The 24,949-nt window shown below is 51.5% G+C and carries 22 protein-coding genes and 3 pseudogenes; 11 read left to right on the top strand and 14 right to left on the bottom strand.

Features of this window, described 5'->3' with window-relative positions:
- Window positions 1–62 precede the first annotated feature (62 nt).
- A complete protein-coding gene (rstB, locus tag HV334_RS12955; RefSeq protein ID WP_181220460.1) occupies window positions 63–1,364 on the bottom strand; it encodes a two-component system sensor histidine kinase RstB in 1,302 nt (433 codons plus the stop codon).
- Between the two features lie 65 nt (window positions 1,365–1,429).
- On the opposite strand from rstB, the pseudogene HV334_RS12950 reads away from it, so the two are divergent.
- A pseudogene (locus tag HV334_RS12950) lies at window positions 1,430–1,773 on the top strand (DUF1294 domain-containing protein).
- A gap of 22 nt (window positions 1,774–1,795) precedes the next feature.
- Here HV334_RS12950 and HV334_RS12945 read toward each other — a convergent pair.
- Window positions 1,796–2,587, bottom strand: coding sequence for an MBL fold hydrolase (locus HV334_RS12945; protein WP_019076747.1), 792 nt, complete (start codon window positions 2,585–2,587; stop codon window positions 1,796–1,798).
- Window positions 2,588–2,778: 191 nt separating this feature from the next.
- Between HV334_RS12945 and HV334_RS12940 the strand changes: the two genes are divergently transcribed.
- Together HV334_RS12940 and HV334_RS12935 are read left to right on the top strand one after the other, a co-directional pair.
- Window positions 2,779–3,618 carry an aminoglycoside phosphotransferase family protein gene (locus HV334_RS12940; RefSeq protein ID WP_181220459.1) on the top strand — a complete coding sequence of 280 codons (840 nt, stop codon included), beginning with the start codon at window positions 2,779–2,781 and terminating at the stop codon, window positions 3,616–3,618.
- Between the two features lie 120 nt (window positions 3,619–3,738).
- Complete coding sequence (locus tag HV334_RS12935) at window positions 3,739–4,767, top strand: HoxN/HupN/NixA family nickel/cobalt transporter (RefSeq protein WP_181220458.1); 1,029 nt, start codon at window positions 3,739–3,741, stop codon at window positions 4,765–4,767.
- Window positions 4,768–4,915: 148 nt separating this feature from the next.
- On the opposite strand, the gene rstA is transcribed toward HV334_RS12935, so the two are convergent.
- Complete coding sequence (gene rstA / locus HV334_RS12930) at window positions 4,916–5,659, bottom strand: two-component system response regulator RstA (RefSeq protein ID WP_181220457.1); 744 nt, start codon at window positions 5,657–5,659, stop codon at window positions 4,916–4,918.
- A gap of 117 nt (window positions 5,660–5,776) precedes the next feature.
- On the opposite strand from rstA, the gene HV334_RS12925 reads away from it, so the two are divergent.
- The gene (locus HV334_RS12925; protein WP_016153026.1) at window positions 5,777–6,112 is read left to right on the top strand and encodes a GlpM family protein; all 336 of its coding nucleotides are present in this window, start codon (window positions 5,777–5,779) and stop codon (window positions 6,110–6,112) included.
- On the opposite strand, the gene folM is transcribed toward HV334_RS12925, so the two are convergent.
- From folM to ydgH, 3 genes are all read right to left on the bottom strand, one after another.
- On the bottom strand, window positions 6,109–6,831 hold the full coding sequence (folM, locus tag HV334_RS12920) for a dihydromonapterin reductase (RefSeq protein ID WP_019076752.1): 723 nt from the start codon (window positions 6,829–6,831) through the stop codon (window positions 6,109–6,111). The two genes, HV334_RS12925 and folM, sit on opposite strands and share 4 nt — an antisense overlap.
- 36 nt (window positions 6,832–6,867) lie before the next feature.
- Complete coding sequence (locus tag HV334_RS12915) at window positions 6,868–8,250, bottom strand: amino acid permease (protein ID WP_016153028.1); 1,383 nt, start codon at window positions 8,248–8,250, stop codon at window positions 6,868–6,870.
- Between the two features lie 243 nt (window positions 8,251–8,493).
- A complete protein-coding gene (ydgH, locus tag HV334_RS12910) occupies window positions 8,494–9,438 on the bottom strand; it encodes a DUF1471 family protein YdgH (RefSeq protein WP_016156455.1) in 945 nt (314 codons plus the stop codon).
- Between the two features lie 525 nt (window positions 9,439–9,963).
- Here ydgH and pntA point away from each other — a divergent pair.
- Both pntA and pntB read left to right on the top strand, forming a co-directional pair.
- Window positions 9,964–11,493, top strand: a complete 1,530-nt coding sequence (pntA, locus tag HV334_RS12905) for a Re/Si-specific NAD(P)(+) transhydrogenase subunit alpha (protein WP_181220456.1) — start codon at window positions 9,964–9,966, stop codon at window positions 11,491–11,493.
- A gap of 10 nt (window positions 11,494–11,503) precedes the next feature.
- A complete protein-coding gene (gene pntB, locus HV334_RS12900) occupies window positions 11,504–12,892 on the top strand; it encodes a Re/Si-specific NAD(P)(+) transhydrogenase subunit beta (RefSeq protein WP_181220455.1) in 1,389 nt (462 codons plus the stop codon).
- A gap of 125 nt (window positions 12,893–13,017) precedes the next feature.
- Here pntB and HV334_RS12895 read toward each other — a convergent pair whose 3' ends face one another.
- Window positions 13,018–14,052: an AI-2E family transporter gene (locus HV334_RS12895; RefSeq protein ID WP_019076755.1), complete on the bottom strand. Its 1,035-nt coding sequence runs from the start codon at window positions 14,050–14,052 to the stop codon at window positions 13,018–13,020.
- 416 nt (window positions 14,053–14,468) lie between these two features.
- Between HV334_RS12895 and mdtJ the strand changes: the two genes are divergently transcribed.
- Together mdtJ and mdtI are read left to right on the top strand one after the other, a co-directional pair.
- Window positions 14,469–14,834: a multidrug/spermidine efflux SMR transporter subunit MdtJ gene (gene mdtJ / locus HV334_RS12890; RefSeq protein WP_161623250.1), complete on the top strand. Its 366-nt coding sequence runs from the start codon at window positions 14,469–14,471 to the stop codon at window positions 14,832–14,834.
- Window positions 14,821–15,150 (top strand): multidrug/spermidine efflux SMR transporter subunit MdtI, encoded by a 330-nt coding sequence (mdtI, locus tag HV334_RS12885; RefSeq protein WP_181220454.1) that lies wholly within the window; start codon window positions 14,821–14,823, stop codon window positions 15,148–15,150. The genes mdtJ and mdtI overlap by 14 nt, the downstream gene beginning before the upstream one ends.
- A gap of 34 nt (window positions 15,151–15,184) precedes the next feature.
- Here mdtI and HV334_RS12880 read toward each other — a convergent pair whose 3' ends face one another.
- From HV334_RS12880 to HV334_RS12870, 3 genes are all read right to left on the bottom strand, one after another.
- Window positions 15,185–16,006 carry a serine protease gene (locus HV334_RS12880; RefSeq protein WP_016153036.1) on the bottom strand — a complete coding sequence of 274 codons (822 nt, stop codon included), beginning with the start codon at window positions 16,004–16,006 and terminating at the stop codon, window positions 15,185–15,187.
- 270 nt (window positions 16,007–16,276) lie between these two features.
- On the bottom strand, window positions 16,277–16,672 hold the full coding sequence (asr, locus tag HV334_RS12875; protein WP_181221894.1) for an acid resistance repetitive basic protein Asr: 396 nt from the start codon (window positions 16,670–16,672) through the stop codon (window positions 16,277–16,279).
- Between the two features lie 138 nt (window positions 16,673–16,810).
- Window positions 16,811–18,298, bottom strand: a complete 1,488-nt coding sequence (locus HV334_RS12870; protein ID WP_181220453.1) for a carboxypeptidase M32 — start codon at window positions 18,296–18,298, stop codon at window positions 16,811–16,813.
- 362 nt (window positions 18,299–18,660) lie between these two features.
- On the opposite strand from HV334_RS12870, the gene HV334_RS12865 reads away from it, so the two are divergent.
- Window positions 18,661–19,808 (top strand): IS3 family transposase gene (locus HV334_RS12865; protein ID WP_131020090.1). Its coding sequence is split into 2 segments (ribosomal slippage): window positions 18,661–18,910 and window positions 18,910–19,808, totalling 1,149 coding nucleotides; the frame shifts between segments, so codons are not numbered across the junction.
- Window positions 19,809–19,818: 10 nt separating this feature from the next.
- Window positions 19,819–20,100 (top strand): annotated as a pseudogene (locus tag HV334_RS12860) (phage baseplate protein); the annotation flags it as partial.
- Window positions 20,101–20,141: 41 nt separating this feature from the next.
- On the opposite strand, the gene HV334_RS12855 reads toward HV334_RS12860, so the two are convergent.
- Together HV334_RS12855 and tnpB are read right to left on the bottom strand one after the other, a co-directional pair.
- Window positions 20,142–21,677: an IS66 family transposase gene (locus HV334_RS12855; RefSeq protein WP_001000406.1), complete on the bottom strand. Its 1,536-nt coding sequence runs from the start codon at window positions 21,675–21,677 to the stop codon at window positions 20,142–20,144.
- 49 nt (window positions 21,678–21,726) lie between these two features.
- Window positions 21,727–22,074 (bottom strand): IS66 family insertion sequence element accessory protein TnpB, encoded by a 348-nt coding sequence (tnpB, locus tag HV334_RS12850; protein WP_000609174.1) that lies wholly within the window; start codon window positions 22,072–22,074, stop codon window positions 21,727–21,729.
- A 456-nt stretch (window positions 22,075–22,530) separates the two neighbouring features.
- Between tnpB and HV334_RS12840 the strand changes: the two are divergent.
- Window positions 22,531–22,911: pseudogene (locus tag HV334_RS12840) on the top strand (hypothetical protein); the annotation flags it as partial.
- A gap of 266 nt (window positions 22,912–23,177) precedes the next feature.
- Here HV334_RS12840 and msrQ read toward each other — a convergent pair.
- A complete protein-coding gene (msrQ, locus tag HV334_RS12835) occupies window positions 23,178–23,804 on the bottom strand; it encodes a protein-methionine-sulfoxide reductase heme-binding subunit MsrQ (RefSeq protein ID WP_181220452.1) in 627 nt (208 codons plus the stop codon).
- Window positions 23,805–24,809 (bottom strand): protein-methionine-sulfoxide reductase catalytic subunit MsrP, encoded by a 1,005-nt coding sequence (gene msrP, locus HV334_RS12830; RefSeq protein ID WP_019076759.1) that lies wholly within the window; start codon window positions 24,807–24,809, stop codon window positions 23,805–23,807.
- Between the last annotated feature and the right edge of the window lie 140 nt (window positions 24,810–24,949).

Genomic DNA, 24,949 nt, shown 5'->3' with positions numbered 1-24,949 from the left:
TTTAGTTACAACATACTTTTTTATAGCACAACCTCCACCATTTGACCACCGAGCCGAATGGGTCAGGCAGCTGAAATTTCAGGAATGTTATGCCAGACGGGCCAACTGAAACAAAAGCGGGCGCCGCCGAGTTCACTTTCATCACAAACGACCGTACCGCCCATAGCCAATGCGATCGAGTGAACAATGGCTAGCCCAAGCCCGCAACCACCGGTCGCCCGGTCACGGCTGGGGTCAAGGCGTACAAACGGTTCAAAAACCTGTTCGCGGGCGTCTGGAGCAATACCGGGACCGTCATCTTCCACAACCAGCGTCGCCTGATTGCCATTCAATAACAGGCTCGCTTGCACCGTAGACTGGCAATAGCGCAGGGCGTTATTCAGTAGATTATCCAGTACGCGCTCCATCAGGCGCATATCCAGCGCGCCGTAGTCACCAATATTAAGATGGCGTAAGTGCACCGCACGCTCAGGGTTTACGCTTTGCACATCCTCCAGATGGGTTATCAGCCAAACGGCCAGATCCGGTACGCTGAGCTTCAGTTCATTTTGCGGGCGGTCCAGCCGGGCATAGGTCAGTAATTCTTCGATTAACCCTTCCAGTTGACCAATATCGCGATTCAGCGCCTGGGATTCCTGCGCGGTGAGGTTATCACTCATTTCCAGACGATAACGTAGGCGTACCAGTGGGGTACGAAGCTCATGGGCAATGCCATCGATAAGTTGTTTCTTACTGGCGATTAGCGCATTGATATTGTCTGCCATCTGGTTAAACGCGATACCCAATCGCTCAAAGCTGGAACCGCTGTCAAAATGGAGGCGTTCGCCCAGATGTCCTTCCCCAAAACGCTGTGCAGCAGCTTCCAGTCGCAGCATTTCCTGCCAGTGCGGACGCATCCAGATAAGTACCGGAAAGGCCAGTGAGATAGCAATAAACGCCATCAACGCGATGTCCAGCAAGCGCATTTGATGAAGAAAATAGAGATAGGGAAGCGGGCCGACGGCCAGCACGTAATGGCTGCGTGGGATCCGTTGAATAAATGTGTACTGATCGTCAAGCGCCACGATATCGCCTTCGCGCAAACGTTGCATTGTTTGAACGTCCAGCGTGTACTTATTTAACGGTTCAACGCGCAGGTCAAAGGAGAGGTTCAAATCCATCTCCTTCAGCGTTTTACCCCAGTCACGTGGCGGGATCTCGCGAAGCTCGCTGCGCATCAGGTATAACGAGCTTTTCATTAAATCGTCGAGGGATTGTCTGCCTGCGCGCTCTGCGGTGAATTTATAGACCAGGCCGACCAGCAGGGTCATCACCAGAAAGCAGACAAACAGCAGGAGATAAAACTGTACAAACAGCTTCTTCATAAAAAATCACCGAATACATAATATAATGCTCACCGATACTCTCAAAATTGCTGTGATATAAAAATATGAATTTCAATCGCTGTTGTTATTTACTACTCATTTTCGCAGCGTTAGGCTGCATTTTCACCTCGCATCCCTTTGTTATATGGTTTTTGCTCGCCAACATACTGACGTTGGCAATGTACGGTGCGGATAAAATGGCAGCGCGCAGGGCCTGGCGCCGAGTGCCGGAGTCCACTTTGCTGCTGTTTGGCGTTGTTGGCGGGTGGGGGGCGCGATAGCCGCTCAACAACTCTTTCGCCATAAAACACAAAAACAGCCATTCAAAACCTACTTTATTATCAGTGTGATAGTGAATGTGTCTGTCATCGGAGCGGCCTATCATTTCTATCCTTTTTCATCCTGGTGAACGTCAGTGACAGGCAGCCTGCTTACTTGAGACAGGAAACGTACTTTTCACCTGAGCGCTGCACGATGTCATCGGCATTTTTCGTTATGTCTTTCCCTTCAAACGCGCCATAAAGTTGCTTAAATTTCACCGTACTCAGGCGGTGGGTAATGTCGCTGACCGTTGCGGCTGGCAATGGCAACATATTGGGGTAGCTCCACATAAAGGAGACGGCATGCGCCCCAGGGGTGACCTGAACGATATCGCCGGAAAGCACCACGCCTTCATCTCGCGCCCAGTGCAGAACGCAGCCGCCAGCAAAGTGTCCGCCGAGGCGTATCACACTGACGTCGCGTGTTAGTTCCAGGGTGTCGCCATCCCAAAATTTAATCCACGGGCTGTCGCGCATTACCCACTTGCGGTCGTTGGCATGGAGATAAATGGGAGCGTTAAATTCGTCAGCCCAGTCTTGCATGGTGGTGTAGTAATGAGGATGCGAAATCGCGATGGCCTTAAGCCCGCCCAGGGACGTTATTAGCATTTTTGTGGCGTCGTCGAGCGTGGCAATGCAGTCCCATAAAATATTGCCTTCCGGAGTACGCAGAATAAACGCCCGTTGATCAATTGCAAAACCAGGAACGGTGCGGATGCTGAGGAGGGTGCTGTCATGTTGCCGCCACTTATTTGTGTGCGAAGCACAAAGTGCGGCAAAATCGACCCATTCCTGTCCGGTCGCGGGGACATACTGACGTTCGTCCTGGCAGATATCGCAATGTTCAGGAAGGGCGTCTGCAACCTCATAGGATGTTCCACAGGCTTTGCATAACGTGATCATCGTGTCTTCCTCTATTGAAAAAACACAGTCAGCATGGCACACCGATACGCAAGGGTGTGCCCTTTAGTGCTCTACACGATAAGCCAGGTATTGTGGGCGTGAGTCGTTGTGGCCCAACCAGCAGAAAGCAGGAATAATGTCTACACCGTCCCTGTCGAGGGTCATTTCCGGCGAAAAAATGAGGATAATGTTTGGAAAATAGTCTGTTCAACACCTGGCTTAGCCGTTGGGGACTTACTCCTGATGGCCAACCGCTTGAGACGCACACATCACAGCTTTTGCCCGTGGTGACCAAAGATGGTCAGAAAGCCATACTCAAACTCACCGACGATGACAGTGAACGGAACGGCTGCGAACTAATGGTCTGGTGGAACGGGAATGGTGCTGCGAAAGTGCTTGCTCATGCAGCAGGGGCGATTCTGTTAGAACGTGCAACAGGGGCGGGGTCTTTAGCGGACATGTCCTGGTCTGGCAATGATGCGCAGGCCTGTCGCATTATTTGCCATGCAGCCAGTCGACTCCATCTCCCCCGGAATGCGTCAACGCCTGCGTTAACACCGCTACTTTATTGGTTTCGCGATCTGGCTCCTGCCGCGAAAAAGCATGGCGGCATCCTGACGCATTGTGCAGAGGTGGCAAACGTATTGCTCTCCTCTCCCCAGAATGAAGTCGTATTGCACGGTGACTTACACCACGGCAATATTCTTGATTTCGGAACGAAAGGATGGCTGGCTATCGATCCTAAAGGGCTGGTGGGCGAGCGTGGCTTTGATTACGCCAATATTTTTACTAATCCCGATCTTGCCGACCCCACCAAACCTGTCGCCATTGAGCCAGTAAAATTCAGACAACGGGTAAATATTGTGTCTGAAATCGCGAGGATTGAACGGCAGCGTTTGCTGATGTGGATTATTGCCTGGTGTGGGTTGTCGTCTGCCTGGTTTCTGCAAGAAGGAGACTGCGCCACGATACCCCTGCGCATCGCAGAGTTAGCGAGCGCGGAACTCGCTTTTGGGGGTAATCAATTTTGATCTACGACACTGGGCTGGTAATTCTTTAGAGTTATCATTAGCCTGGTAAATGTTTTATTAATCAATCAGTGAACGGCGGTGTAGTGTGTTTTTTAGCGCAAATTTGACAGGCTGTGAGCAATGAACGCATTGTTTTTATTATTAAAAAAACGCCCGAACATTATTTTGTTGATGGTCTTACTCATCGGGGCAAACATCGTGGCGTGGCTGTGGGCTTTCACTGTGTTTAGCAACAACACATCGTTACTGGCGCTTAGTCTGATCGCATGGTGCTATGGTTTGCGCCATGCTGTTGATGCCGATCATATCGCCGCGATAGATAACGCTACGCGTAAACTCATGCAGCAGAAAAAACGCGCCCTGACGACGGGAGCCTGGTTTTCCCTGGGGCATTCCACCATTGTGGTACTGGCAAGCATTGGCATTGCATTGACCACCAGCGTGTTTAAGCAACACATGGCATGGTTTCAGAATGTCGGCGGTCTGATAGGTACCACGGTTTCTGCCGTATTTCTGCTGATTCTGGCTACCATTAATCTCGTTATATTCTGTCATGTCTGGAAGGCTTTTCGTCATCTAAAACGCACCGGTACTTACGATGGCACCACAGAGGAAATGACAGTTTCAGGCCCGCTGAACTGGCTTTTCCGCTCGGCGTTTCGGCTGGTAGGCAAAGACTGGCATATGTATTTTGTCGGCTTTTTGTTTGGCCTGGGTTTTGATACCGCTACTGAAATTTCTCTGCTCGGAATTTCTGCTTCAAGCGCGTCCAGTGGCATGTCGGTGTGGTCAATTCTCGTGTTCCCGGCGCTGTTTACCTGCGGCATGGCGCTGATTGACTGCCTCGACAGTATCCTGATGGTTGAGGCCTACGGATGGGCATTCAATAAGCCGCAGCGTAAGCTCTATTACAATATGACCATCACCGGGACCTCGGTAATTGTTGCGCTTTTTATTGGCGGGCTGGAGGCGCTGGGGCTTCTCTCTGACGCATTTTCGCTTCAGGGGGGGTTGTGGGATACCGTCAGCGAGTTGAGTGACCATATGGGGAATGTCGGGTTTGCGATTATTGGCGTCTTTATCGTCTGCTGGATTATTTCTGCAGTAAATTACCGTTGGAAAAAATACGACGGGCTGACGTTTAGTTGACACAAAAGAAAGCCTTCCGTGAAAGGGAAGGCTTTGATCTTACTTGAGGACTGACTAATTCACGGTGACGATACACACCATTTTCATCACCCAAATCTGGGTGATATTAAAAGTGACGGTGTAACGTATAATGGTCGGCCCGGAGGGATTACATTTGAGACTCATCGTCCCAGGCGTGCGGTGCAAACAGATAACCTTTGTTGCGCACCGTTTTGATTCGATAGGGTTCAGTCGCGTTATCGAGCAGTTTTTTGCGTAACCGGGAAATTGCGACATCAACGCTGCGATCCATGCCGTCATAACTTACGCCGCGCAGGTTCTTCAGCAGCGCATCGCGGTCCATAATTTTCCCGGCATGGGTTGCCAGCTCCCACAGTAATTCAAAATCGGCGGTGGAGAGTGAGACTTGCTCGCCGCCGAGCAGCACGGAACGATTGGTTGGGTCGATAGTGAGTGTGCCAAAGCGCAGCGTCGTGTGCGGCGTGATGGTTGCCGCCTGAATGCCTTTAGACTGGACTGAATGTTCATTCTGGCGCAGATGCAGACGCAGGCGAGCAAGCAGCACTGCTGGCGGCGTTGTCTTCAGAATATAGTCACAGGCACCCATTTCCAGCGCCAGGATATGGTTCATATCGCTGTCCAGCGAGGTGAGCAGGACAATTGGACCCTGCCAGCGTCCACGCAAATCGCGGCAGATAGTCATCCCATCTTTGCCCGGCAGCATGATATCTAATAACACCAGATCGGGTTGAACTTGCAGGATTTTCTCCTCGGCCAAATCACCTCGAGGCTCAACGATAACCTCAATATCATGCCGGGCCAGATAGGCCGCAATCAGCGAGCCAACTTCGGGATCATCTTCAACAAATACGATGGTGTTCATATCATTCATTTTGAATATAAAACGCCAACATACACCGCCCTGGTTTTTCCTTCCATTAATCTTTTCTAAACAAGAACGCTTCCGTTATGCTAGGGGCTGATGTTATTGATGTGTTAAGGCAGAGTGATGGGACTCGTTATAAAAGCGGCGCTCGGTGCGCTGGTGGTGGTGTTGATTGGTGTGCTGGCGAAAACAAAGAACTACTATATTGCCGGATTAATTCCGTTGTTCCCGACCTTTGCGTTGATTGCCCACTATATCGTGGCCAGTGAACGTGGGATCGAAGCGTTGCGTACAACCATTGTCTTCAGCATGTGGTCGATTATTCCCTATTTTGTCTACCTCGTTTCGCTGTGGTATTTCACCGGATTTATGCGCTTACCCGTTGCGCTCGGCGGTTCAGTGGTGTGCTGGGGCCTGAGCGCATGGTTGCTTATTTTTTGTTGGATTAAATTGCACTAACGCAGATGACGCCCGCCATCAAGGGCAAAACTACGCCCGGTGACAAAACAGCTGGTCAACAGATAGTCAATTAAATCAATGACCTCTTTTTCACCCGGCGCTGTTTTCATCAGTGATTTGTTCAATGCCTGCTGACGATACTCTGCATCGTCACCCTCGTTAAACAGGATTAGCGAGGGGGCAATCGCGTTCACTTTCACTTCTGGTGCCAGTTTGCGCGCGAACGAGCGGGTCATGTTGTCCAGCGCCGCTTTGCTGGCTGCATAAGCGATGTGCTTATCGCTGCCACGCTCCACAACATAATCCGTAAAATGGATAATATCGCTGGCCGCGTGTCCATGCCCGCGCAGCAATCCTTCCAGCGCGTGGTTGAGCAGGTAGGGGGTATTGACGTGAATCTGCATCATGGCTGACAGCACTTCGGTTAACGGCGCACCGGGCTTTTCTGCAAGCCAGGCACTGGCATTATGCACAATACCGCGCAGGCCATCCGTCTGTGCTTTGACCTCATCCGCAAAGGCCAGTACGCCCTCATCGGTGGAAAAATCAGCCTGGATACACAGCGCGCCCGCATCTCGCAGGCCATCAATAGCCGGATAATGCGTGCGGTAGCTAACGATAACTGGCTGTTTTTGATTAATAAAGTGCCATGCGACGGCGAGGCCGATACGTCGACCTCCTCCGGTGATAAGAATTGGCAAAGGGGGCTTTTTACCCATCGTAATCTCCATGTGTCGCGAACGATGGGGACAATGTTACCCCATCAACATCCAGGTCGCCGGAACAGCAGCAACAAGCAGCAGGCCGATCAGCGCCATTTCCTGGCGTTTTAATACGTTTTCATGCGCGTGTGTTTTACGGGCATAAAGGAAGACCAGCAGCCCTGGCGCATACAGCACCACAGACAGCAGCAGGTGCATCGGACCTGACGCATACAATAACCATATGCCATAAATACTCGCTCCGATACCGACAGCCTTATGAATTGGACGAGTGGCAATTTTCAGCAGAAATGCGCCGACCAGTAAATAGGGCACCAGAATCATTTCTGAGGCGATGGTTAATAACGTATTGTAGTCGGAACCTGTGAGCCAGATCAGCACCAGGCAAATCTGTACGCAGATATTGGTTAGCCACAGCGACGCCGATGGCGCGCCTTGCGCGTTCTGCCGCGCAAAAATGCGTGGAAACGCTTTGTGCGTGGAGGCGAGGAACGGCACTTCCGCCGCCATAATCGTCCAGCTTAAATAAGCACCGCACACGGAGACAATCAGACCTGCGGCAATAATAATTTCACCCCATGGCCCCATCATTTTCACCATCAGACCGGCCATTGAGGGGTTGCGGATCTCCGCCAGTTCGGGACGCGCGACAACGCCCAGAGACAGCAGGGTGACAAGCAGATAAACGCCCAGCGCGGCGAGTACCGCCAGCAGCGTAGCGCGTCCGACATCGCGTTTGTTTCTGGCACGAGCTGAAACCACCACCGCGCCTTCCACACCGATGAAAACCCACAGGGTGATGAGCATGGTGTTTTTTACCTGCTCCCAGACGGGAACGCCCAACGCTACGCCGGTAAAATCGAGGGTAAAGGTGTCGAGCTTAAACAGCATAAACGCCAGCACGATAAACAGACCAAGCGGCAGTAATTTCGCCAGCGTCGCCACCAGGTTAATACTGGCTGCCGTTTGCACACCACGCAGCACCAGAAAATGGACCACCCACAACAGCACCGATGCGCCAACAATCGACTGCCAGGTATTACCGTCGCCAAACAGACGTAACTCCGGCGTGTCGGTAAAGAAGCTGAGCGCAGAGAAAACAATCACCAGATACGAAACGTTAGCGATAACAGCACACAGCCAATATCCCCACGCGGAGCAGAAGCCAATCAGCTCACCGAAACCTTCACGTGCATAGGTAAATATGCCGCCATCCAGTTCAGGACGGATACGCGTCAGAATCAGCATGGCAAAGGCGAGCAAAAGGATACCCGCACCGGTAATCGCCCAACCAATCAGTAATGCAGCCGGGCTTGCTACCGCCGCCATATTTTGTGGCAGGCTGAAAACACCAGCGCCGAGCATTGAGCTTAAAACCAGCGCGGTGAGTGCGCTCAGACCCAATTTCTTTTCCATTTGTATCCAGTGACAAAAACGAGAGTGAGAGAATAATTATTTTGGCAAACCGCATAAAAATGGTGAAAGCCACTAAGGCGCGGGATTTTACGGAGAGAAGAGAACGCATGCAATGGGGATAGAGAGATTTGTGACTAATAGTGTGAAAAGTAGTCTTAATACTGCTGTTTTTTTTCGCCCGAGGGGAGGATGGCGGGAAATTATCAGGTCTACAAGGCTGTAGACCTGATAAGGGACTGAGTATTACTTATACAGGTCAGCGCTGATGGTCATGTTATTACCACGTTCAGACCACTGGCGGGTGATGTGATAATACTTAGCGCCTTTCTTCGCTGCGCGTTTGGCAACCTGGTAAGAGATTTCAGTCATGTTGCCATAGTTACCGGTAAACTTGATGCTGTCGAACGGCACCATCATAGCGGCGGTTGCTTTGTTCAGTTCTTCAACTTTGGTTCCATCCGGCAGCGTGACAGTGTAACGCCCACCTTTGGTGGATTGCGTTTCGAAGAAACGTCCGACTTCAGCGCTCGGAGACGCGGTAGTCGCAACGCCTGGGATCTCAACTTTCTTCGCGGCTTCGCCACCGGCGGCTAATGCGGCACGTCCGGCATCTGAATCTGCTGGGATCGCATCAGGGCTTTGTACTACGCGTTTTTTCGCATCAGCCTTATAGATGAATGCGGTAATACGCTGGTTACCACCCTGGTTGGCATCGACCTGGCGCACGATGTAGAAGGAGTAAGCGCCTTTCTCTTTCGCTGCTTTGGTGATGGCATCGTTCACTTCAGGCTGGCTGCGGTAGAAACCCTGCACCGTAACGGTATCGAATGGTTCTATCAGAACGGCTTGATCTTTCGGTAATTCCATCACGCCGTTAATGACACGGTTTTTGGACGCTTCCGCTTTTTCAGCATCGGCTTTATAGATGTCGGCTACAACGCGCCAGTTACCGCCGCTGCCAAAATCTGAGGTATCAACAACATAAAAGGAGGCTGCACCGTCTTTATCTGCACGGCGTGATACGGCGGTCACCGCGTCACCGATAGCATTAAAACGACCGGTAACCACAATGCGGTCATAGGGTTTCAGGGCAGCCGCTTGCTCCGGCGTCAATTCTGTCGCTGCATTTACAGAAAAAGCAGTCGCAGAAATAAGTGCGGACGCCAGGAGAGTGTTCTTAAGCTTCATAAAAATAATCCTTCGCCTTGCGCAAACCAGGTACTGGTATTGTTATTGACTAGAAACGTCGCTGATTATTGCATTTAAATTGTGTCAGTGTCTGCGTCAATTTTCACTCATCGTGCCACGTGACGTAACAACACAGATAACATTTTGTGATATGTCGAAAATTTCGGCGTTTGGCGACCAAAACTGATAAAGCAGTTGAATTTCATAAGTTAATTTAATGTTAATCAATTGTTTTTGGCAGGCACGTAATCATGTTTTGCCGCTTCGCTTGAGCGAATTATCGGCCTTTGTGGGCTATTTTTAGGGTATTTTATCTGCCAGCGGTTCGATTCATCTCTATTTCGCGAATTTCATAATAAATACTGTTTTTTGGCGCTAGATCACAGGCGTCATTTTCAGTAGGTTATACAGAGTTTGTTACTGTTTTATTTTATTGGGGTAACACTGACCTCTTTCGAGAGTGCGCGCATGCCTCGTGCGAACATTGATAAACCATCATCACAAATACAGATGGAAGGGAACATTATGCGAATTGGCATACCAAGAGAACGGTTAACCAATGAAACCCGTGTCGCAGCTACGCCGAAGACGGTTGAGCAGCTGCTTAAGTTGGGTTTCAGCGTCGCGGTTGAAAGCGGTGCAGGTCAACTGGCAAGTTTTGACGATAAGGCGTTTGTACAAGCAGGCGCAGAAATTGTTGACGGAAATGCCGTCTGGCAGTCAGAGATCATCCTGAAGGTCAACGCGCCGGAAGAGGCGGAAATCCCGTTGCTCAACCCGGGCACGACGCTGGTGAGTTTTCTTTGGCCCGCGCAAAACCCTGAGCTGTTGCAGAAGCTGGCAGAGCGCAACGTGACGGTTATGGCGATGGACTCCGTGCCGCGTATTTCGCGCGCGCAGTCGCTTGATGCCTTAAGCTCGATGGCGAATATCGCCGGGTATCGTGCCATTGTTGAAGCCGCTCATGAATTTGGCCGCTTCTTCACCGGCCAGATCACCGCCGCGGGCAAGGTTCCACCTGCCAAGGTCATGGTGATTGGGGCGGGTGTGGCAGGTCTGGCAGCTATCGGTGCGGCAAACAGCCTGGGCGCTATCGTTCGTGCTTTTGACACCCGTCCGGAAGTGAAAGAGCAAGTTCAGAGTATGGGCGCTGAGTTCCTCGAACTGGACTTTAAAGAAGAGGCCGGCAGCGGCGACGGTTACGCCAAGGTGATGTCCGAAGCGTTCATCAAAGCCGAAATGGCGCTCTTCGCCGCACAGGCGAAAGACGTTGATATTATCGTTACCACCGCGTTGATTCCGGGCAAACCGGCACCGAAACTGATCACCCGTGAAATGGTCGATTCGATGAAGGCGGGCAGCGTGATTGTCGATCTCGCCGCGCAAAACGGCGGTAACTGCGAATATACCGTGCCCAACCAGGTGACCACCACCGAGAACGGGGTGAAGGTTATCGGTTATACCGATCTGCCAGGCCGACTGCCGACGCAGTCTTCCCAGCTTTATGGCACGAACCTCGTTAACCTGCTCAAGCTGTTGTGCAAAGAGAAAGACGGCAATATCACCGTCGATTTTGACGACGTAGTCGTACGTGGCGTTACGGTGGTTCGCGAGGGTGAAATCACCTGGCCTGCGCCGCCGATCCAGGTTTCTGCTCAGCCGCAGGCTGCGCCAAAAGCCGCGCCCGCACCGAAAGAAGAGAAAAAACCGACCTCACCGTGGCGCAAATATGCGCTGATGGCGCTGGTCGTCATACTGTTTGGCTGGCTCGCTGATGTCGCGCCGAAAGAGTTCCTGGGTCACTTTACGGTGTTCGCGCTTTCCTGTGTAGTGGGTTACTACGTGGTCTGGAATGTGTCGCACGCGCTACACACTCCGCTGATGTCCGTGACAAACGCTATCTCCGGGATCATCGTTGTCGGGGCGTTATTGCAAATTGGCCAGGGTGGCTGGGTGAGTTTCCTGAGCTTTATCGCGGTGCTTATTGCCAGCATTAATATTTTCGGTGGCTTCACCGTGACTCAGCGCATGCTGAAAATGTTCCGGAAAAACTAAGGGGTAACATATGTCTGGAGGATTAGTTACAGCTGCATACATTGTTGCCGCGATCCTGTTTATTTTCAGCCTGGCGGGGCTTTCGAAACACGAAACCTCTCAACAGGGTAACAACTACGGTATCGCCGGGATGGCGATTGCGCTGATTGCCACGATTTTTGGCCCGGAGACCGGCAACGTTGCGTGGATCCTGGTGGCGATGATCATCGGCGGCGCGATTGGTATTCGTCTGGCGAAGAAAGTCGAGATGACCGAGATGCCGGAGCTGGTGGCGATTCTACACAGCTTCGTCGGTCTGGCGGCGGTACTGGTGGGTTTCAACAGCTACCTGTATCACGACACGGGCCTGGAACCGATTCTGGTGAACATTCACCTGACGGAAGTGTTCCTTGGTATCTTCATCGGTGCGGTGACCTTTACCGGTTCCGTGGTGGCGTTTGGCAAACTGCGCGGTAAGATCTCCTCTAAACCGCTGATGCTGCCGAATCGTCACAAAATGAACCTGGCGGCACTGGTTGTTTCTTTCCTGCTGCTGGTGGTGTTTGTTCGTACCGAAAGCGTGGGTCTGCAGGTTCTGGCGCTGCTGGTGATGACCATTATTGCGTTAGCCTTTGGCTGGCATCTGGTGGCGTCCATCGGCGGTGCGGATATGCCGGTCGTCGTTTCAATGCTTAACTCCTATTCAGGATGGGCGGCGGCGGCGGCGGGCTTTATGCTCAGCAACGATCTGCTGATCGTCACCGGTGCGCTGGTCGGTTCTTCCGGTGCGATCCTGTCTTACATCATGTGTAAGGCGATGAACCGTTCGTTTATCAGCGTGATTGCCGGTGGCTTTGGTTCTGATGGTTCTTCTACGGGGTCTGATGAAGAAGTCGGTGAGCATCGTGAGATTAATGCGGAAGACACGGCAGAAATGCTGAAGAACTCGCACTCCGTGATAATCACCCCGGGCTATGGCATGGCCGTGGCACAGGCGCAATATCCGGTTGCTGAAATCACCGAGAAACTGCGCGCCCGCGACATCAAGGTACGCTTTGGTATTCACCCGGTAGCAGGGCGCTTGCCAGGTCATATGAACGTGCTGCTGGCGGAAGCCAAAGTACCCTATGACATAGTGCTGGAAATGGATGAAATCAATGATGATTTCGCCGATACCGATACCGTGCTGGTGATTGGCGCCAACGATACGGTAAACCCGGCGGCGCAGGACGATCCGCGTAGCCCAATCGCCGGTATGCCGGTGCTGGAAGTATGGAAAGCGCAGAACGTTATCGTGTTCAAACGCTCTATGAACACCGGCTATGCTGGCGTGCAGAACCCGCTGTTCTTTAAAGAAAACACCCATATGCTGTTTGGCGATGCCAAAGCCAGCGTGGATGCGATCCTGAAAGCGCTGTAATCGTCAGCGCAAACCAAGACGGCCTCTGCGGAGGCCGTTTTTTTTTAATACTCCGCTATTCATGATTACCACTCATAAACCCATACGGTTTTAGCCGTCTAATCACCGTAAAACGCCGTGTATATTCATTCTTTATTGAGATCGCTCAGCAACACTGCAATGCTTTGACCACCGTTGGTTTGCTCAAGCGCGATTTTCACGATGATGGTCAGCGGCACAGAAAGCAGCATCCCGACAGGCCCCAGTAACCAGCCCCAGAAGATTAACGACAGAAACACCACCAGTGTAGACAACCCAAGTCCACGTCCCATGATCCGCGGTTCGAGGATATTCCCGAACACCAGGTTAATGACCAGATAACCTGCGAAAACCACCAGGGCGTCATAAAGGCCGCTAAATACCAGCACCTGAGCAATAGGGGGAATGGCGGCCAGCACTGAACCGATATTAGGAATATAGTTGAGCGCAAACGCCAGCAGTCCCCAGACAAAAGCGAAACGCACGTCGAGTGCGGCGAGCATGCCCCAGGCTACCAGCCCGGTCACAATGCTGATCGCCGTTTTGAGCACCAGATAGTGGGATACGCTGTCGATGGCGCGTTGAATCGCCGCCATTCCCTCAATGGGACGACTCATCATTTGTTTGAGTTTGTTGGGTAACTGCGGTACTTCCAGCAGCATAAAAACCACCGTCAACAGCAGTAAAAATATCGATGACATGGCATTAGACAACTGCGCCAGTAAATTGGTCACCAGCGTCATTGCCGCGTTCGGGTCGATATATTTGACGAGTTCATCCACGGAAACGCCGATCCCTGCGCGCTGTAACCACGGCTCAAGGTTTTTGAGTGGGATAACCAGTGAAGAGCGATACTGCGGCAGCGTTCGCGCAAGCTCATTTAAGGATGTACCTAAATACGCTAATAGCAACACCATTAGCATCACAATAATAACAATGAGCAATGATACCGCTATTACGCGCGGTATGCGAAGTTTGACCATCCGCTGCACCACGGGGTTAAGCACGACGGCAATAAATAACGCCAGAATAAATGGGACGATGATATCTGCGGCAACGCGGATGCCGCTCAGGATGATAACCAGCATGCCCAGCATAATGACTATTTTTAGGCCGTTAAGCGTGATGATCGGTTTCGCCATGTGTATTCCTGCATTTTTCATTTTTGAATCTGAATAATAATGTGATTTGCGTCGAGCCGTTATAACAAAAATCAAATGGGGCAGGTAAAGAAGTGAAAAGACTTTGAGTTCGCATTGAAGCTATGGTACAAATCATCTGTGTTTAACTACCGAGGACAATTATCATCCGCGATGATGAGAAGCAACACTGCGGATAATTGTAATATTATGGACAATATGTTCAGGATGTTTTTGCGTTTACCTTCACTTCTTCGTACCTCCTCCACTTTCTTGCTTGCGGGTGAGCAACACTGGCGCAACGCGCTTTAGTCCCTTCTTCTGCCTGAGCTGGCGCTGTGCGCTGAGCTAACTAATTTTATTTTTTGGTTTACTGCATGCAGTAGGCCCAAAGGACTATATTCTCAAGCAGGAGAAGCATTATGTTTTACTGGATATTATTAGGTCTGGCCATCGCGGCTGAAATTACTGGTACGCTGTCAATGAAATGGGCAAGCGTCGGCCATGGTAATTCGGGCTTTATTTTAATGCTGGTAATGATTGCCTTATCGTATATTTTTCTCAGTTTTGCCGTTAAAAAAATTGCCCTTGGTGTGGCCTATGCCTTATGGGAAGGTATCGGTATTTTATTTATTACGCTGTTCAGCGTGCTGTTATTTGACGAAACCTTGTCCACGATGAAGGTGGCTGGACTGGTCTCGCTGGTGTTAGGTATTGTGCTGATTAAATCCGGTACACGAAAACCGACAAAGGCGGGCAGAGAGGTGAGCCATGCAGCAGTTTGAGTGGGTTCACGGCGCATGGCTTGGCATAGCCATTGTGCTCGAAATCGTCGCTAACGTCTTTTTGAAATTTTCAGATGGGTTTCGCCGCAAGACTTATGGCGTGCTGTCGCTGGTAGCCGTGTTAGCGGCCTTTAGCGCGCTGTCCCAGGCGGTAAAAGGTATCGACCTTTCTGTTGCCTACGCCTTGTGGGGCGGCTTCGGGATTGCCGCGACGTTAGCGGCAGGTTGGGTATTGTTTGGTCAGCGCCTGAATCAAAAAGGCTGGATCGGTTTGGCGCTGCTGCTTGCCGGAATGGTGATGATTAAACTTGCCTGATCTCAGTGCTGCCCGTTACTACGGGCAGCATAGGTTATTCCTTCGCCAACTCATCCAGCTTATCGCGAAAACCGGTCACGGATATGGCGCGATTATCGGCCCGCCAGCGATCTTTCGCCGCCGGAGCGGAGCTTTGTACGCCAATCAACTGCCAGCCAGTATCTGTCTTCAACATCAATGGTGAACCGCTGTCGCCCGGGAGTGTGTCGCACTGGTGCGACAAAACGGTATTCTGCGCCCAACCGGTCACCACGCAATCCTGATGCGTGTACAAGTCATCGAGATGATCTTCCGGGTAACCCGACTGCGTAACTTTACGATCTGCGGTTTTCAGCGCCGCGGTTAATGCCGCTTTATCACCTTCAAATAATGGCAGCGGTGTGATGCCAGAAGGTGGGTAACGCAGCACCACCAGACCAAAATCCCACGGGGCCGCGGAAGGCGGCACAATCCAGCCATCGCCATCGGCTTTTAAACGTTTTCCGAGCGAGGGATCAACCCGTCCTTCAATGCCGTGGATCTCGTAGCGCCAGACACCCTTTTTCGACACGAAGCGTAATGCCACGGCTTTATCCGGCTTGCCTTTCGGGGGGGTGAGTAAGCAGTGTCCGGCAGTCAGTGCCAGTCGTGGTGAAATGAGCGTGGCAGTACACAGGTTACCGCTGGCGGTTTCCAGTTGCCCGATAGCGTCCCAAGGAGATTGCGTTGGGTCAGTCACTTTTATGCGATCGTCATGACCAAAAAACAGCGTTTTTACGTTTTCTGCTTCAGCGCTGGCCGTTGCAGGCTGGTCCGCATGCGCCACGACAGGAAGTAAACAAATTGAACCCAGTAACACAGCAATGGTTTTATGCATATCACACTCTGGTGGGGAATTATGATTTTTAACAGCAAACCCTCAGTTAATACTATAGACGGGACGGCGGGAAAGTGGGAGTAAAATCAGATAACTACACTCAGGAAAGATAAAAATGCATGGCAATGAGGGCGCAAATTATCAGGGTAATAAGAATGAACTCAAAGCGATAATGTGACACCATTTTACCCTCCAAAAGGCGGCGCTAAATCAGGTCGATTTAGCGCCGTATGCTATGGCGTGGGGGACGCCATAGTAACTACAAATGTGTTATGCAGCTGGTTGAGCAGCGGGTTTAGCGGTGTCGTGTTTTACGGCTTTTTTGGTGTGTTTTTTTGCTGCCTGAGCTTTCTGCTCTGGTGCTTTTTGTTCTGCAGCGGGTTTGGTCGCTGCTTTTTTGGTGTGTTTTTTAGCTGCCTGTGCTTTCTGCTCTGGCGCTTTCTGTTCTACAGCCGGTTTTGTGGCGGATTTTTTAGCGTGTTTCTTAGCTGCCTGCGCTTTCTGCGGCGCTGCTTTGTGCTGTTTTTTATGATGAGTGGTTTTTGCCGGAGCTACTTTGGTGGTTGCAGCAGCAGCCGGAGCGGTGGTAGCAGTTGTTTCAGCAGCAAATGCAGCAGAAGACAGACCCATAGCAGCGGCAACAACCAGAGCTAATACTTTTTTCATTCTCATACCCTCGATTTGGTTTTTTCATTCAACCCCACTGCGGGGCCGTTGAAATAACTATATCGCTGTAATCACAGGGCTTCCGTGAGTCATTGGTTTCGGCTTGTAACGATATGTACAATGACTCACGGTATGAGATTACAAATAGCGGGCTTCCAGATGAGCGCGGAAATAACGGCTGCTGAGCGGCTCTCCGGTGGCCTGGGTAATAAGTTGTTCAGTGGTGAAACGGCTGCCATGCTGCCAGATATTCTGACGTAACCAGTCAAACAGGGCACCAAACTCACCTTGCGCAATAGACTGCTCTAAATCAGGCAATGCGCGGTTAGCGGCACTGAATAACTGCGCCGCATACATGGCGCCTAAAGTATAGGAAGGGAAGTAGCCAAAGCCGCCGTCGGTCCAGTGAATATCCTGCATACAACCGTTACGATAGTTGCCGATGGTTGACAGCCCCAGCCAGGACTGCATTTTCTCATTCCACAATGCCGGGATATCATCCACTTCAATATCGCCATTAATGAGCGCGCGTTCGATTTCATAACGCAGGATAACGTGAGCAGGATAGCTCACCTCGTCGGCATCAACACGGATAAAACCGGGTTTAACCTGCTGGTTCCAGGCGATGAAATTGCTTTCTTCAAACGCAGCCTGATCGCCAAAGTGGCGCGTCACAGCAGGAATTAACCGCGTCAGAAATGCTTTACTGCGCCCCAGTTGCATCTCAAAGAACAGACTCTGGGACTCATGAATAGCGGTTGAGCGTGCCAGAGCGATAGGTTGCCCTGACCAACTGTGCGGCAGATTTTGCTCATAGCGGGCGTGACCGGTTTCATGGATCACGCCAAACAGCGCGCTAAGTAATTCGTTTTCATCATAGCGGGTGGTGATACGCACATCTTCAGGTACGCCACCACAGAAGGGGTGCGCACTGATATCCAGTCGACCAGCCGTAAAATCGAATCCCAACTGCGCCATCGTTTCAAGGCCCAACTCTCGCTGGATTGCGGTTGGGAAAGGACCAACCGGGGCGATGAGCGACTGCTGAGACTGCTTTACCACCACCTTGTTGAGCAGATCCGGTAACCAGCTTTTAACGTCTGCAAACAGAACATCCAATTGGGCACTGGTCATCCCTGGTTCGAATATGTCCAGTAGCGCGTCATACGGCGAACAGCCTGTGGCTTCGGCACGCAGCCGGGCTTCTTCACGACTGTGCTTCACGACCTCTTTCAGGTTTTCGGAAAATCCCTCCCAGTCATTCGCTGGTCGCTGGCTGCGCCAGGCATGCTCACAGCGGCTACCCGCGAGTGATTTCGCTTCTACCAACGATTCAGGTAGTAAGGATGCCTGATGATGCAGTCGCGACATTTCGCGCAGGTTGGCTTGCTCAACATCGTTAAGGTCTTCCTGTTGGGCTGCGGCGATCCACGTTGCCACCTTCGGGTCGGTTAACAACTGGTGCTCAAGCACGCTCAGCTCGGCCAGTGCTTCGCCGCGAGCTTTGCTGCCGCCAGATGGCATCATGGTAAACATGTCCCAACTGGCGATTGCCGAGAGGTGGGAGAAGCGAGAGAGCCGCTGGAACGTGCGGGTGAGTGCCTGATAAGAAAGGTTTTTCTGCATAGTTCTTCTTCTCGTTAGTTGGGTATGTTTCAAGGAGTTTACCGTGATTCATACACGATTCATGCACTTTTCATGCACCCATCTTAGCCACTCTCAGAAAGATGGCTACCTCTGGAGGAAAAAACTTAACAATCGAACATTGTCGGTAAGTCTTAGGACTCGAATACCAGAGATTGCAAAATTTAGAGCACAAAAGTTGACCATTCAGTATGTAAGATTCAAAGAGCTTTCTCTTCCATTCGAGAGCTTAAGAAACGCCCTTAAGTCATATCGTGACCGTTTGGTTGATGATGCTTTGTTGAATCGCCACGGGTTTAACAGACACCTCAGAGTCATTTAAGATGGCTTAAAGAGAGGTGCCCATGAGCGGTAAGCGTTATCCCGAAGAGTTTAAAACTGAAGCAGTCAAACAGGTTGTTGATCGCGGTTATTCTGTTGCCAGCGTTGCAACACGTCTCGATATCACCACCCACAGCCTTTATGCCTGGATAAAGAAGTACGGTCCGGATTCTTCCACTAATAAAGAACAGTCAGATGCTCAGGCCGAGATCCGCCGTCTCCAGAAAGAGCTGAAACGGGTTACCGACGAACGGGACATATTAAAAAAAGCTGCGGCGTACTTCGCAAAGCTGTCCGACTGAGGTACGCCTTTATCCGTGACAACTCCTGTTGCTGGCCTGTTCGCCTGCTCTGTCGGGTGCTGGATGTTCATCCCAGTGGTTTTTACGCCTGGCTTCAGCAGCCGCATTCACAACGCCATCAGGCAGACCTGAGACTGACAGGACAGATTAAACAGTTCTGGCTGGAATCGGGATGCGTCTATGGTTATCGCAAAATCCATCTGGATCTGCGGGACAGCGGGCAACAGTGCGGAGTGAACCGGGTCTGGCGACTGATGAAACGTGTCGGGATAAAGGCTCAGGTCGGATACCGGAGCCCGCGGGCACGTAAAGGCGAGGCCAGTATCGTGTCGCCCAACAGGCTCCAGCGACAGTTCAATCCGGATGCTCCGGATGAGCGTTGGGTAACGGACATAACCTACATCAGGACCCACGAAGGCTGGCTGTATCTTGCCGTTGTTGTTGATCTGTTCTCACGCAAAATTATCGGCTGGTCCATGCAATCCCGGATGACAAAGGACATTGTCCTGAACGCACTGCTGATGGCTGTATGGCGGCGTAATCCCGAAAAACAGGTGCTGGTTCATTCGGATCAGGGCAGTCAGTACACAAGCCATGAGTGGCAGTCGTTCCTGAAATCACACGGCCTGGAGGGTAGCATGAGCCGTCGCGGTAACTGCCATGATAATGCGGTTGCAGAAAGTTTTTTCCAGTTGTTGAAACGTGAACGGATAAAGAAAAAGATCTACGGAACGCGAGAAGAAGCCCGCAGTGATATTTTTGATTACATCGAAATGTTTTATAACAGTAAGCGTCGGCATGGTTCTAGCGAACAGATGTCACCGACAGAATATGAAAAACAGTATTATCAACGGCTCGGAAGTGTCTAGATTATCCGTGGCGATTCAGTCTGGGCAGACTATTACAGATAACGTTCAAAGAGCACCTAAAACAATCACTATTTCAGGTGTTGTAGTAGTTGATTCAAGCGGTTCTATTTTAAGAACCCGACAAGGGCAACTTGTAGAAAACTTTATTTCAACTGTAGAGACCTGGAGAGACCAGAAACAGATTATTACCATTGTCTGTAAGGATGGAATCAAGATTGATGATGCTGTTATTACACAGTTTAAGGCATCTAAAGAACACACTATTACTAATGGTCTTCGTATTCAGATGACCGTAAGCGTGCAGTGAGAACCGTATTGACGAAGTGAAGCTGGTCAGGCAGGCAGAGTAACCCGCCACGGGAGCAGAGCACCCACCCGGTTCACAGGCCAGTCGGCGATGACATCAAGTACATGATGCAGATAGCGTTCCGGATCCACGCCGTTTAATTTGCACGTCCCGATAAGACTGTACAGTGACGCACCGCGCTCACCACCATGATCCGAGCCGAAGAACAGCCAGTTTTTTCTCCCCAGACTGACCAGTCGTAGGGCGTTTTCGGCAATGTTATTATCCACCTCCACCCAGCCATCTTCTGCATAGCGGGTCAGCGCCGGCCACTGGTTCAGCGCATACCCGAACGCCTTCGCCAGTTCTGAGTGCCTTGAGAGGGTTTTCTGTTTCTCCCGCAGCCACCCCTCCAGTGACGCCAGCAGCGGCAGCACTTTTTGGTGCCGGACTGCCTGCCGTTCCTCTGCTCTTTTACCTCTGAGCTCCGACTCGATGGCATACAGCTCGCCGATCCGTTTCAGCGCCTCCTCCGTCAGGGCTGACGGGGTACGGACGTGAACATCGTGGATTTTTCGGCGGGCATGGGCCCAGCACGCGGCTTCCTTTATATGGCCGTCGCGGTAGAGCTCGTTGAACCCGGCGTAGGCATCAGCCTGCAGTACGCCACTGAAGCCTGCAAGATGGGTCTGAGGGTGGATACCTTTTCTGTCCGGGCTGTAAGCGAACCACACTGCGGGGGCCAGCGCTGATCCGGCGTTGCGGTCGTCTCGAACGTACGTCCATAAGCGCCCGGTCTTCGTCTTCTTATTGCCCGGCAACAGCACCGGGACAGGCGTATCGTCAGCATGGAGTTTGCCGTCGGTCAGGACATAGTGCTGAAGGGCTTCATCCAGCGGTGCCAGCAGACGACAACACGCATCCACCCAGCCCGACAGTACAGAACGACTCAACACTACACCCTGGCGGGCATAGATCTCCGACTGGCGATACAGCGGTGTGTGCTCTGCATACTTTGAGGTCAGCACTCGGGCCAGCAGCCCCGGTCCGGCGATCCCCCGTTCGATGGGGCGCGAAGGAGCCGGGGCCTGAACGATGCGATCGCACCGACGGCAGGCATGCTTTTCACGGACTGTCCGGATAACCCGGAAGGCGCTGCGCATCAGCTCCAGCTGTTCGGCGGCATCCTCACCCAGGTAACTCAGCGAACCACCGCACTCCGGGCAACACGGCTCAGTCGGCAGCAGCCGCTTCTCATCCCGTGGGAGTGACTCAGGGAACGGTTTGCGGGTGCGGGTCTGACGCAGCGGGCGCTGCACTGCCGGGTCATCCACCCGGCCGGTCAGCGTATCGCTTTCCTGCTGCAGCAGGTTCAGGTCAGCTTCCATTTGCGCGATACGGCGGGATACCTTTTCGGAACGACTGCCGAAGTTCATCCGGCGCAGCTTATCCAGTTGCGCCTGCAGATGGTCTATTTCGCGTTCCCGGTTGCTCAGCTTTTCCTGCAGGGCGTGGATCAACGCTTCCTGTTCGGCCAGGCGCTGTTTCAGCAGAAGGATGTCGTCAGAAGAGGTATCGTTCATAAGCCTGTATTTTACCAGGCTTATTCTGCGACAACCAGGATAAAGAGCGCTACAACATGGTCAGGGATGTCAGTAACCGCTTTGGCTGTCGCCAGTCGATACCTTCCATCAGCATCGCCAGTTGCGCCGGCGTCAGGAACACTTTGCCATCGCGGGCTGAGGGCCAGGCGAAGCGACCACGTTCCAGTCGCTTTGTCAGCAGGCACAGACCATCGCCGGTGGACCAGAGCAGTTTTACCTGACTGCCGCTGCGTCCCCGGAAGATGAAGACGTGGCCGGACATCGGGTCATCTTTCAGCGCGGTCTGCACCTTTGCGGCGAGGCCATTGAAGCCGTTGCGCATATCGGTGATACCGGCAACCAGCCAGATTTTTGTGCCTGCGGGAAGATTTATCATACCGGCCCCCGCATCAGTTCGCGCAGGACAGTGCTCATGAGTTCAGCAGAGGGATGAGTCAGTGTTATTTCTCCTCCCCGACATTTTATGTGGCAGGTAGCGGGAGGAGAGCAGGATGGTAGTTCGAAGGTTGGGAGAGAAGAGCCCGCCTGAAGCTGCACGGGTATCAGGGCAGGAAGCGACGATGAGTTTTTTCGGGGCCGACAGACCCGCCCTTCACGCTGCCAGAGCCTTATCCATTTAAAGAGCAGGTTATCATTGACGTCATGTTTCCGGGCCAGTGCGGCAATACTGCCTTCTTCTTCAAGAGCCAGCCTGACCAGTTCCATTTTGAATTCAGGGGAATAGTGTTTCCGGGGAAGTCTTTCTTTAGCGCGCATGAGGTGTCCACCTGCAAAATAAGTGGGTGCTTAAGTTACAGGATCCTGGATTCGGGACCAGACGGTACTCAGACGACGCTTACAGATGACCTTCCAAGGTGTGGATTTTAAAGCTGTGCTAGGGACTACAGATGTGAGTGCAGCAACTGGTAAAACAGCAACTACTAAAGATGATGGTGTAACCTCTAAAAAGAGCATTGGTAACACTACAACAGACCGTAGCAAAAATACGCCTATGCTGGCTTGTAAGGAACTTTATAACCGTTCTTCAAGTGAACTTACCAACGAACAGTTAAAAGCCCGTCTGAATTGTTCCAAGAGCGTTACGGTAAAAGATGGTGAAAGCACCTTCTCAGACTCCGCTAATGCTGGAGCTACAAAGGCGCTTGGTAATGCTGGTACAGGTAGTGCTTTGAAGAAGTACTCTGTGAATCCAAACAAGAAGGGTACATACTGATTTTCTAGCTGGATTTGATAGTTTTAAAATGTAAAATTATCTAGGTGCTACATGCACGATTCATGCACTTTTCATACGCCAAATTGATTAACGTATTGAAAAGTATAAAATTCAAATAATGGTAAACATGTCCCAACTGGCGATTGCCGAGAGGTGGGAGAAGCGAGAGAGCCGCTGGAACGTGCGGGTGAGCTGATGGTAATTATCATTGTTACTCATTTTTTGTTCTCGTTCTGTTGTAGGTGTGATGAGAAGTTTACCGTGATTCATTCACTTTTCATAAACACACCTTTGTACCCGACTTTGCGTAACAGCTTTTTATAGCGAAAAGCCAGTAGCACGAGAAAACAGAGGGCATAAATAATGGGGAGCGGTGATAACACTTTTACCGACCACAGATAATGCAGCGGAAGCAAAACGGCCGCCAGGTAGACGTAGTTGTGCAACGTTTGCCAGCGTTTGCCCATTTTACGCTGCGCGGCTTGCGTGGAGGTCAGCGTCAGCAGGAATAAGATTATCCAACCAGTCATGCCCAACGTTAGCCATGGGCGTGAAACCAGTTCACGTCCCAATAATCCCAGATTTTGTATACCCAACTCCAGCAGCGCATAGCTGGTCATATGCAGCGTGGCCCATGCAAAACACCATAACCCTAATAATCGACGGGTGCGATACAACAACGGCTGCTTTGCGTAGCGGGCAAGCGGTGACACCAGCAGGGTAACAAGCAGAAACTTCAGCGCGGTGATGCCCGTAAAGTGTTGGATATCTTTACCCGGGTCGGCCCCCAACTCACCATGCTGTGCGGCCCAGAAGAGCCATAGCAGGGGTAATAAACCGGCGAGATGCAGCAGTACTTTCAGGCCGGTTATCTGTTTTGCGGTTAACCTCACTTAAAAATACTCCCGTAGATCCATGCCCTGATATAAAGAAGCCACCTCATCGGCATAACCATTAAAAGGCAAAGTGGGCTGTCGCTGCACATCGAGAATGCCACCCGAACCGATAAAACGTTCCGTGGCCTGAGACCAGCGGGGGTGATCGACTTGCGGATTTACGTTGGCGTAAAAACCGTATTCGTTAGGTGCCGACATATTCCAGGTCGTCGGCGGCTGTTCACGCGTCAGCTTAATACTGACTATCGATTTAATGCCCTTGAAGCCGTACTTCCAGGGTACGGTCAGGCGTATTGGCGCCCCGTTTTGCGGCGGCAACGCTTTGCCATACACGCCCACGGTCAGAAGGGTAAGCGGGTGCATGGCCTCGTCCAGACGTAAACCTTCAACATAGGGATACTTCAACCCGCCACCAATGAAGCGATCTTTCTGGCCGGGCATTTCATCAGGCGCGTAGCGTGTTTCAAAGGCGACGTATTTGGCGTGGCTGGTGGGTTCAACCAGCGCCAATAATTTATGCAAAGGAAAGCCGACCCACGGTACAACCATCGACCACGCCTCAACGCAACGCATCCGGTAAATACGCTCTTCTAATGGAAAACGAGTCGTCAGCGCATCATGATCCAACGTTAAAGGTTTGTTCACTTCACCGCTGATGGTTAACGTCCAGGGATCGGTTTTCAGGCTACCGGCATTCGCGGCAGGGTCGGCTTTATCCAGACCAAATTCGTAGAAATTGTTGTAGCCCGTTACCTTGTCTTCCGGCGTCAAGGGGAGATTGTTTTGCCAGATCTCGGGTTTTGTGAACTCGAGCGGTTTGCCCGCTGGTGCAGACGGGCGATCGTTGCCTTTAAACCAATTCAGCAGACCGGCCTGTGTCGGGGAAGAGAACGAAGCCGCCGCCGCACCTATCCCAAGAGCTTTGAGGATCTGTCGTCGTTGCATAAAAAAAACGGACTCGGCGGTAACATCAGCTTCCCGAAGTGGATGTTTTTTCTGCATAACTTTTCCTTTTTATTTTCATGTTAAGGAAAACAAATCGACGTTTCCCTGTTGATGCCTGACCTATCTATAACGACATACTGGACGCATGCGTATCCCTGGATCCTCACGAAAAGTTAAAAATTTTGTGATAACTTCCG

Source organism: Citrobacter sp. RHBSTW-00944 (assembly GCF_013615435.1).
Lineage (GTDB): Bacteria > Pseudomonadota > Gammaproteobacteria > Enterobacterales > Enterobacteriaceae > Citrobacter > Citrobacter braakii.
This window is presented reverse-complemented; position numbering and strand designations above follow the sequence as displayed.

Coding starts and splice junctions, on each gene's coding strand:
- rstB (WP_181220460.1), bottom strand. CDS start 1,364: ATGAAGAAGCTGTTTGTACAGTTTTATCTCCTGCTGTTTGTCTGCTTT.
- HV334_RS12945 (WP_019076747.1), bottom strand. CDS start 2,587: ATGATCACGTTATGCAAAGCCTGTGGAACATCCTATGAGGTTGCAGAC.
- HV334_RS12935 (WP_181220458.1), top strand. CDS start 3,739: ATGAACGCATTGTTTTTATTATTAAAAAAACGCCCGAACATTATTTTG.
- rstA (WP_181220457.1), bottom strand. CDS start 5,659: ATGAATGATATGAACACCATCGTATTTGTTGAAGATGATCCCGAAGTT.
- HV334_RS12925 (WP_016153026.1), top strand. CDS start 5,777: ATGGGACTCGTTATAAAAGCGGCGCTCGGTGCGCTGGTGGTGGTGTTG.
- folM (WP_019076752.1), bottom strand. CDS start 6,831: ATGGGTAAAAAGCCCCCTTTGCCAATTCTTATCACCGGAGGAGGTCGA.
- HV334_RS12915 (WP_016153028.1), bottom strand. CDS start 8,250: ATGGAAAAGAAATTGGGTCTGAGCGCACTCACCGCGCTGGTTTTAAGC.
- ydgH (WP_016156455.1), bottom strand. CDS start 9,438: ATGAAGCTTAAGAACACTCTCCTGGCGTCCGCACTTATTTCTGCGACT.
- pntA (WP_181220456.1), top strand. CDS start 9,964: ATGCGAATTGGCATACCAAGAGAACGGTTAACCAATGAAACCCGTGTC.
- pntB (WP_181220455.1), top strand. CDS start 11,504: ATGTCTGGAGGATTAGTTACAGCTGCATACATTGTTGCCGCGATCCTG.
- HV334_RS12895 (WP_019076755.1), bottom strand. CDS start 14,052: ATGGCGAAACCGATCATCACGCTTAACGGCCTAAAAATAGTCATTATG.
- mdtI (WP_181220454.1), top strand. CDS start 14,821: ATGCAGCAGTTTGAGTGGGTTCACGGCGCATGGCTTGGCATAGCCATT.
- HV334_RS12880 (WP_016153036.1), bottom strand. CDS start 16,006: ATGCATAAAACCATTGCTGTGTTACTGGGTTCAATTTGTTTACTTCCT.
- asr (WP_181221894.1), bottom strand. CDS start 16,672: ATGAAAAAAGTATTAGCTCTGGTTGTTGCCGCTGCTATGGGTCTGTCT.
- HV334_RS12870 (WP_181220453.1), bottom strand. CDS start 18,298: ATGCAGAAAAACCTTTCTTATCAGGCACTCACCCGCACGTTCCAGCGG.
- HV334_RS12855 (WP_001000406.1), bottom strand. CDS start 21,677: ATGAACGATACCTCTTCTGACGACATCCTTCTGCTGAAACAGCGCCTG.
- tnpB (WP_000609174.1), bottom strand. CDS start 22,074: ATGATAAATCTTCCCGCAGGCACAAAAATCTGGCTGGTTGCCGGTATC.
- msrP (WP_019076759.1), bottom strand. CDS start 24,809: ATGCAGAAAAAACATCCACTTCGGGAAGCTGATGTTACCGCCGAGTCC.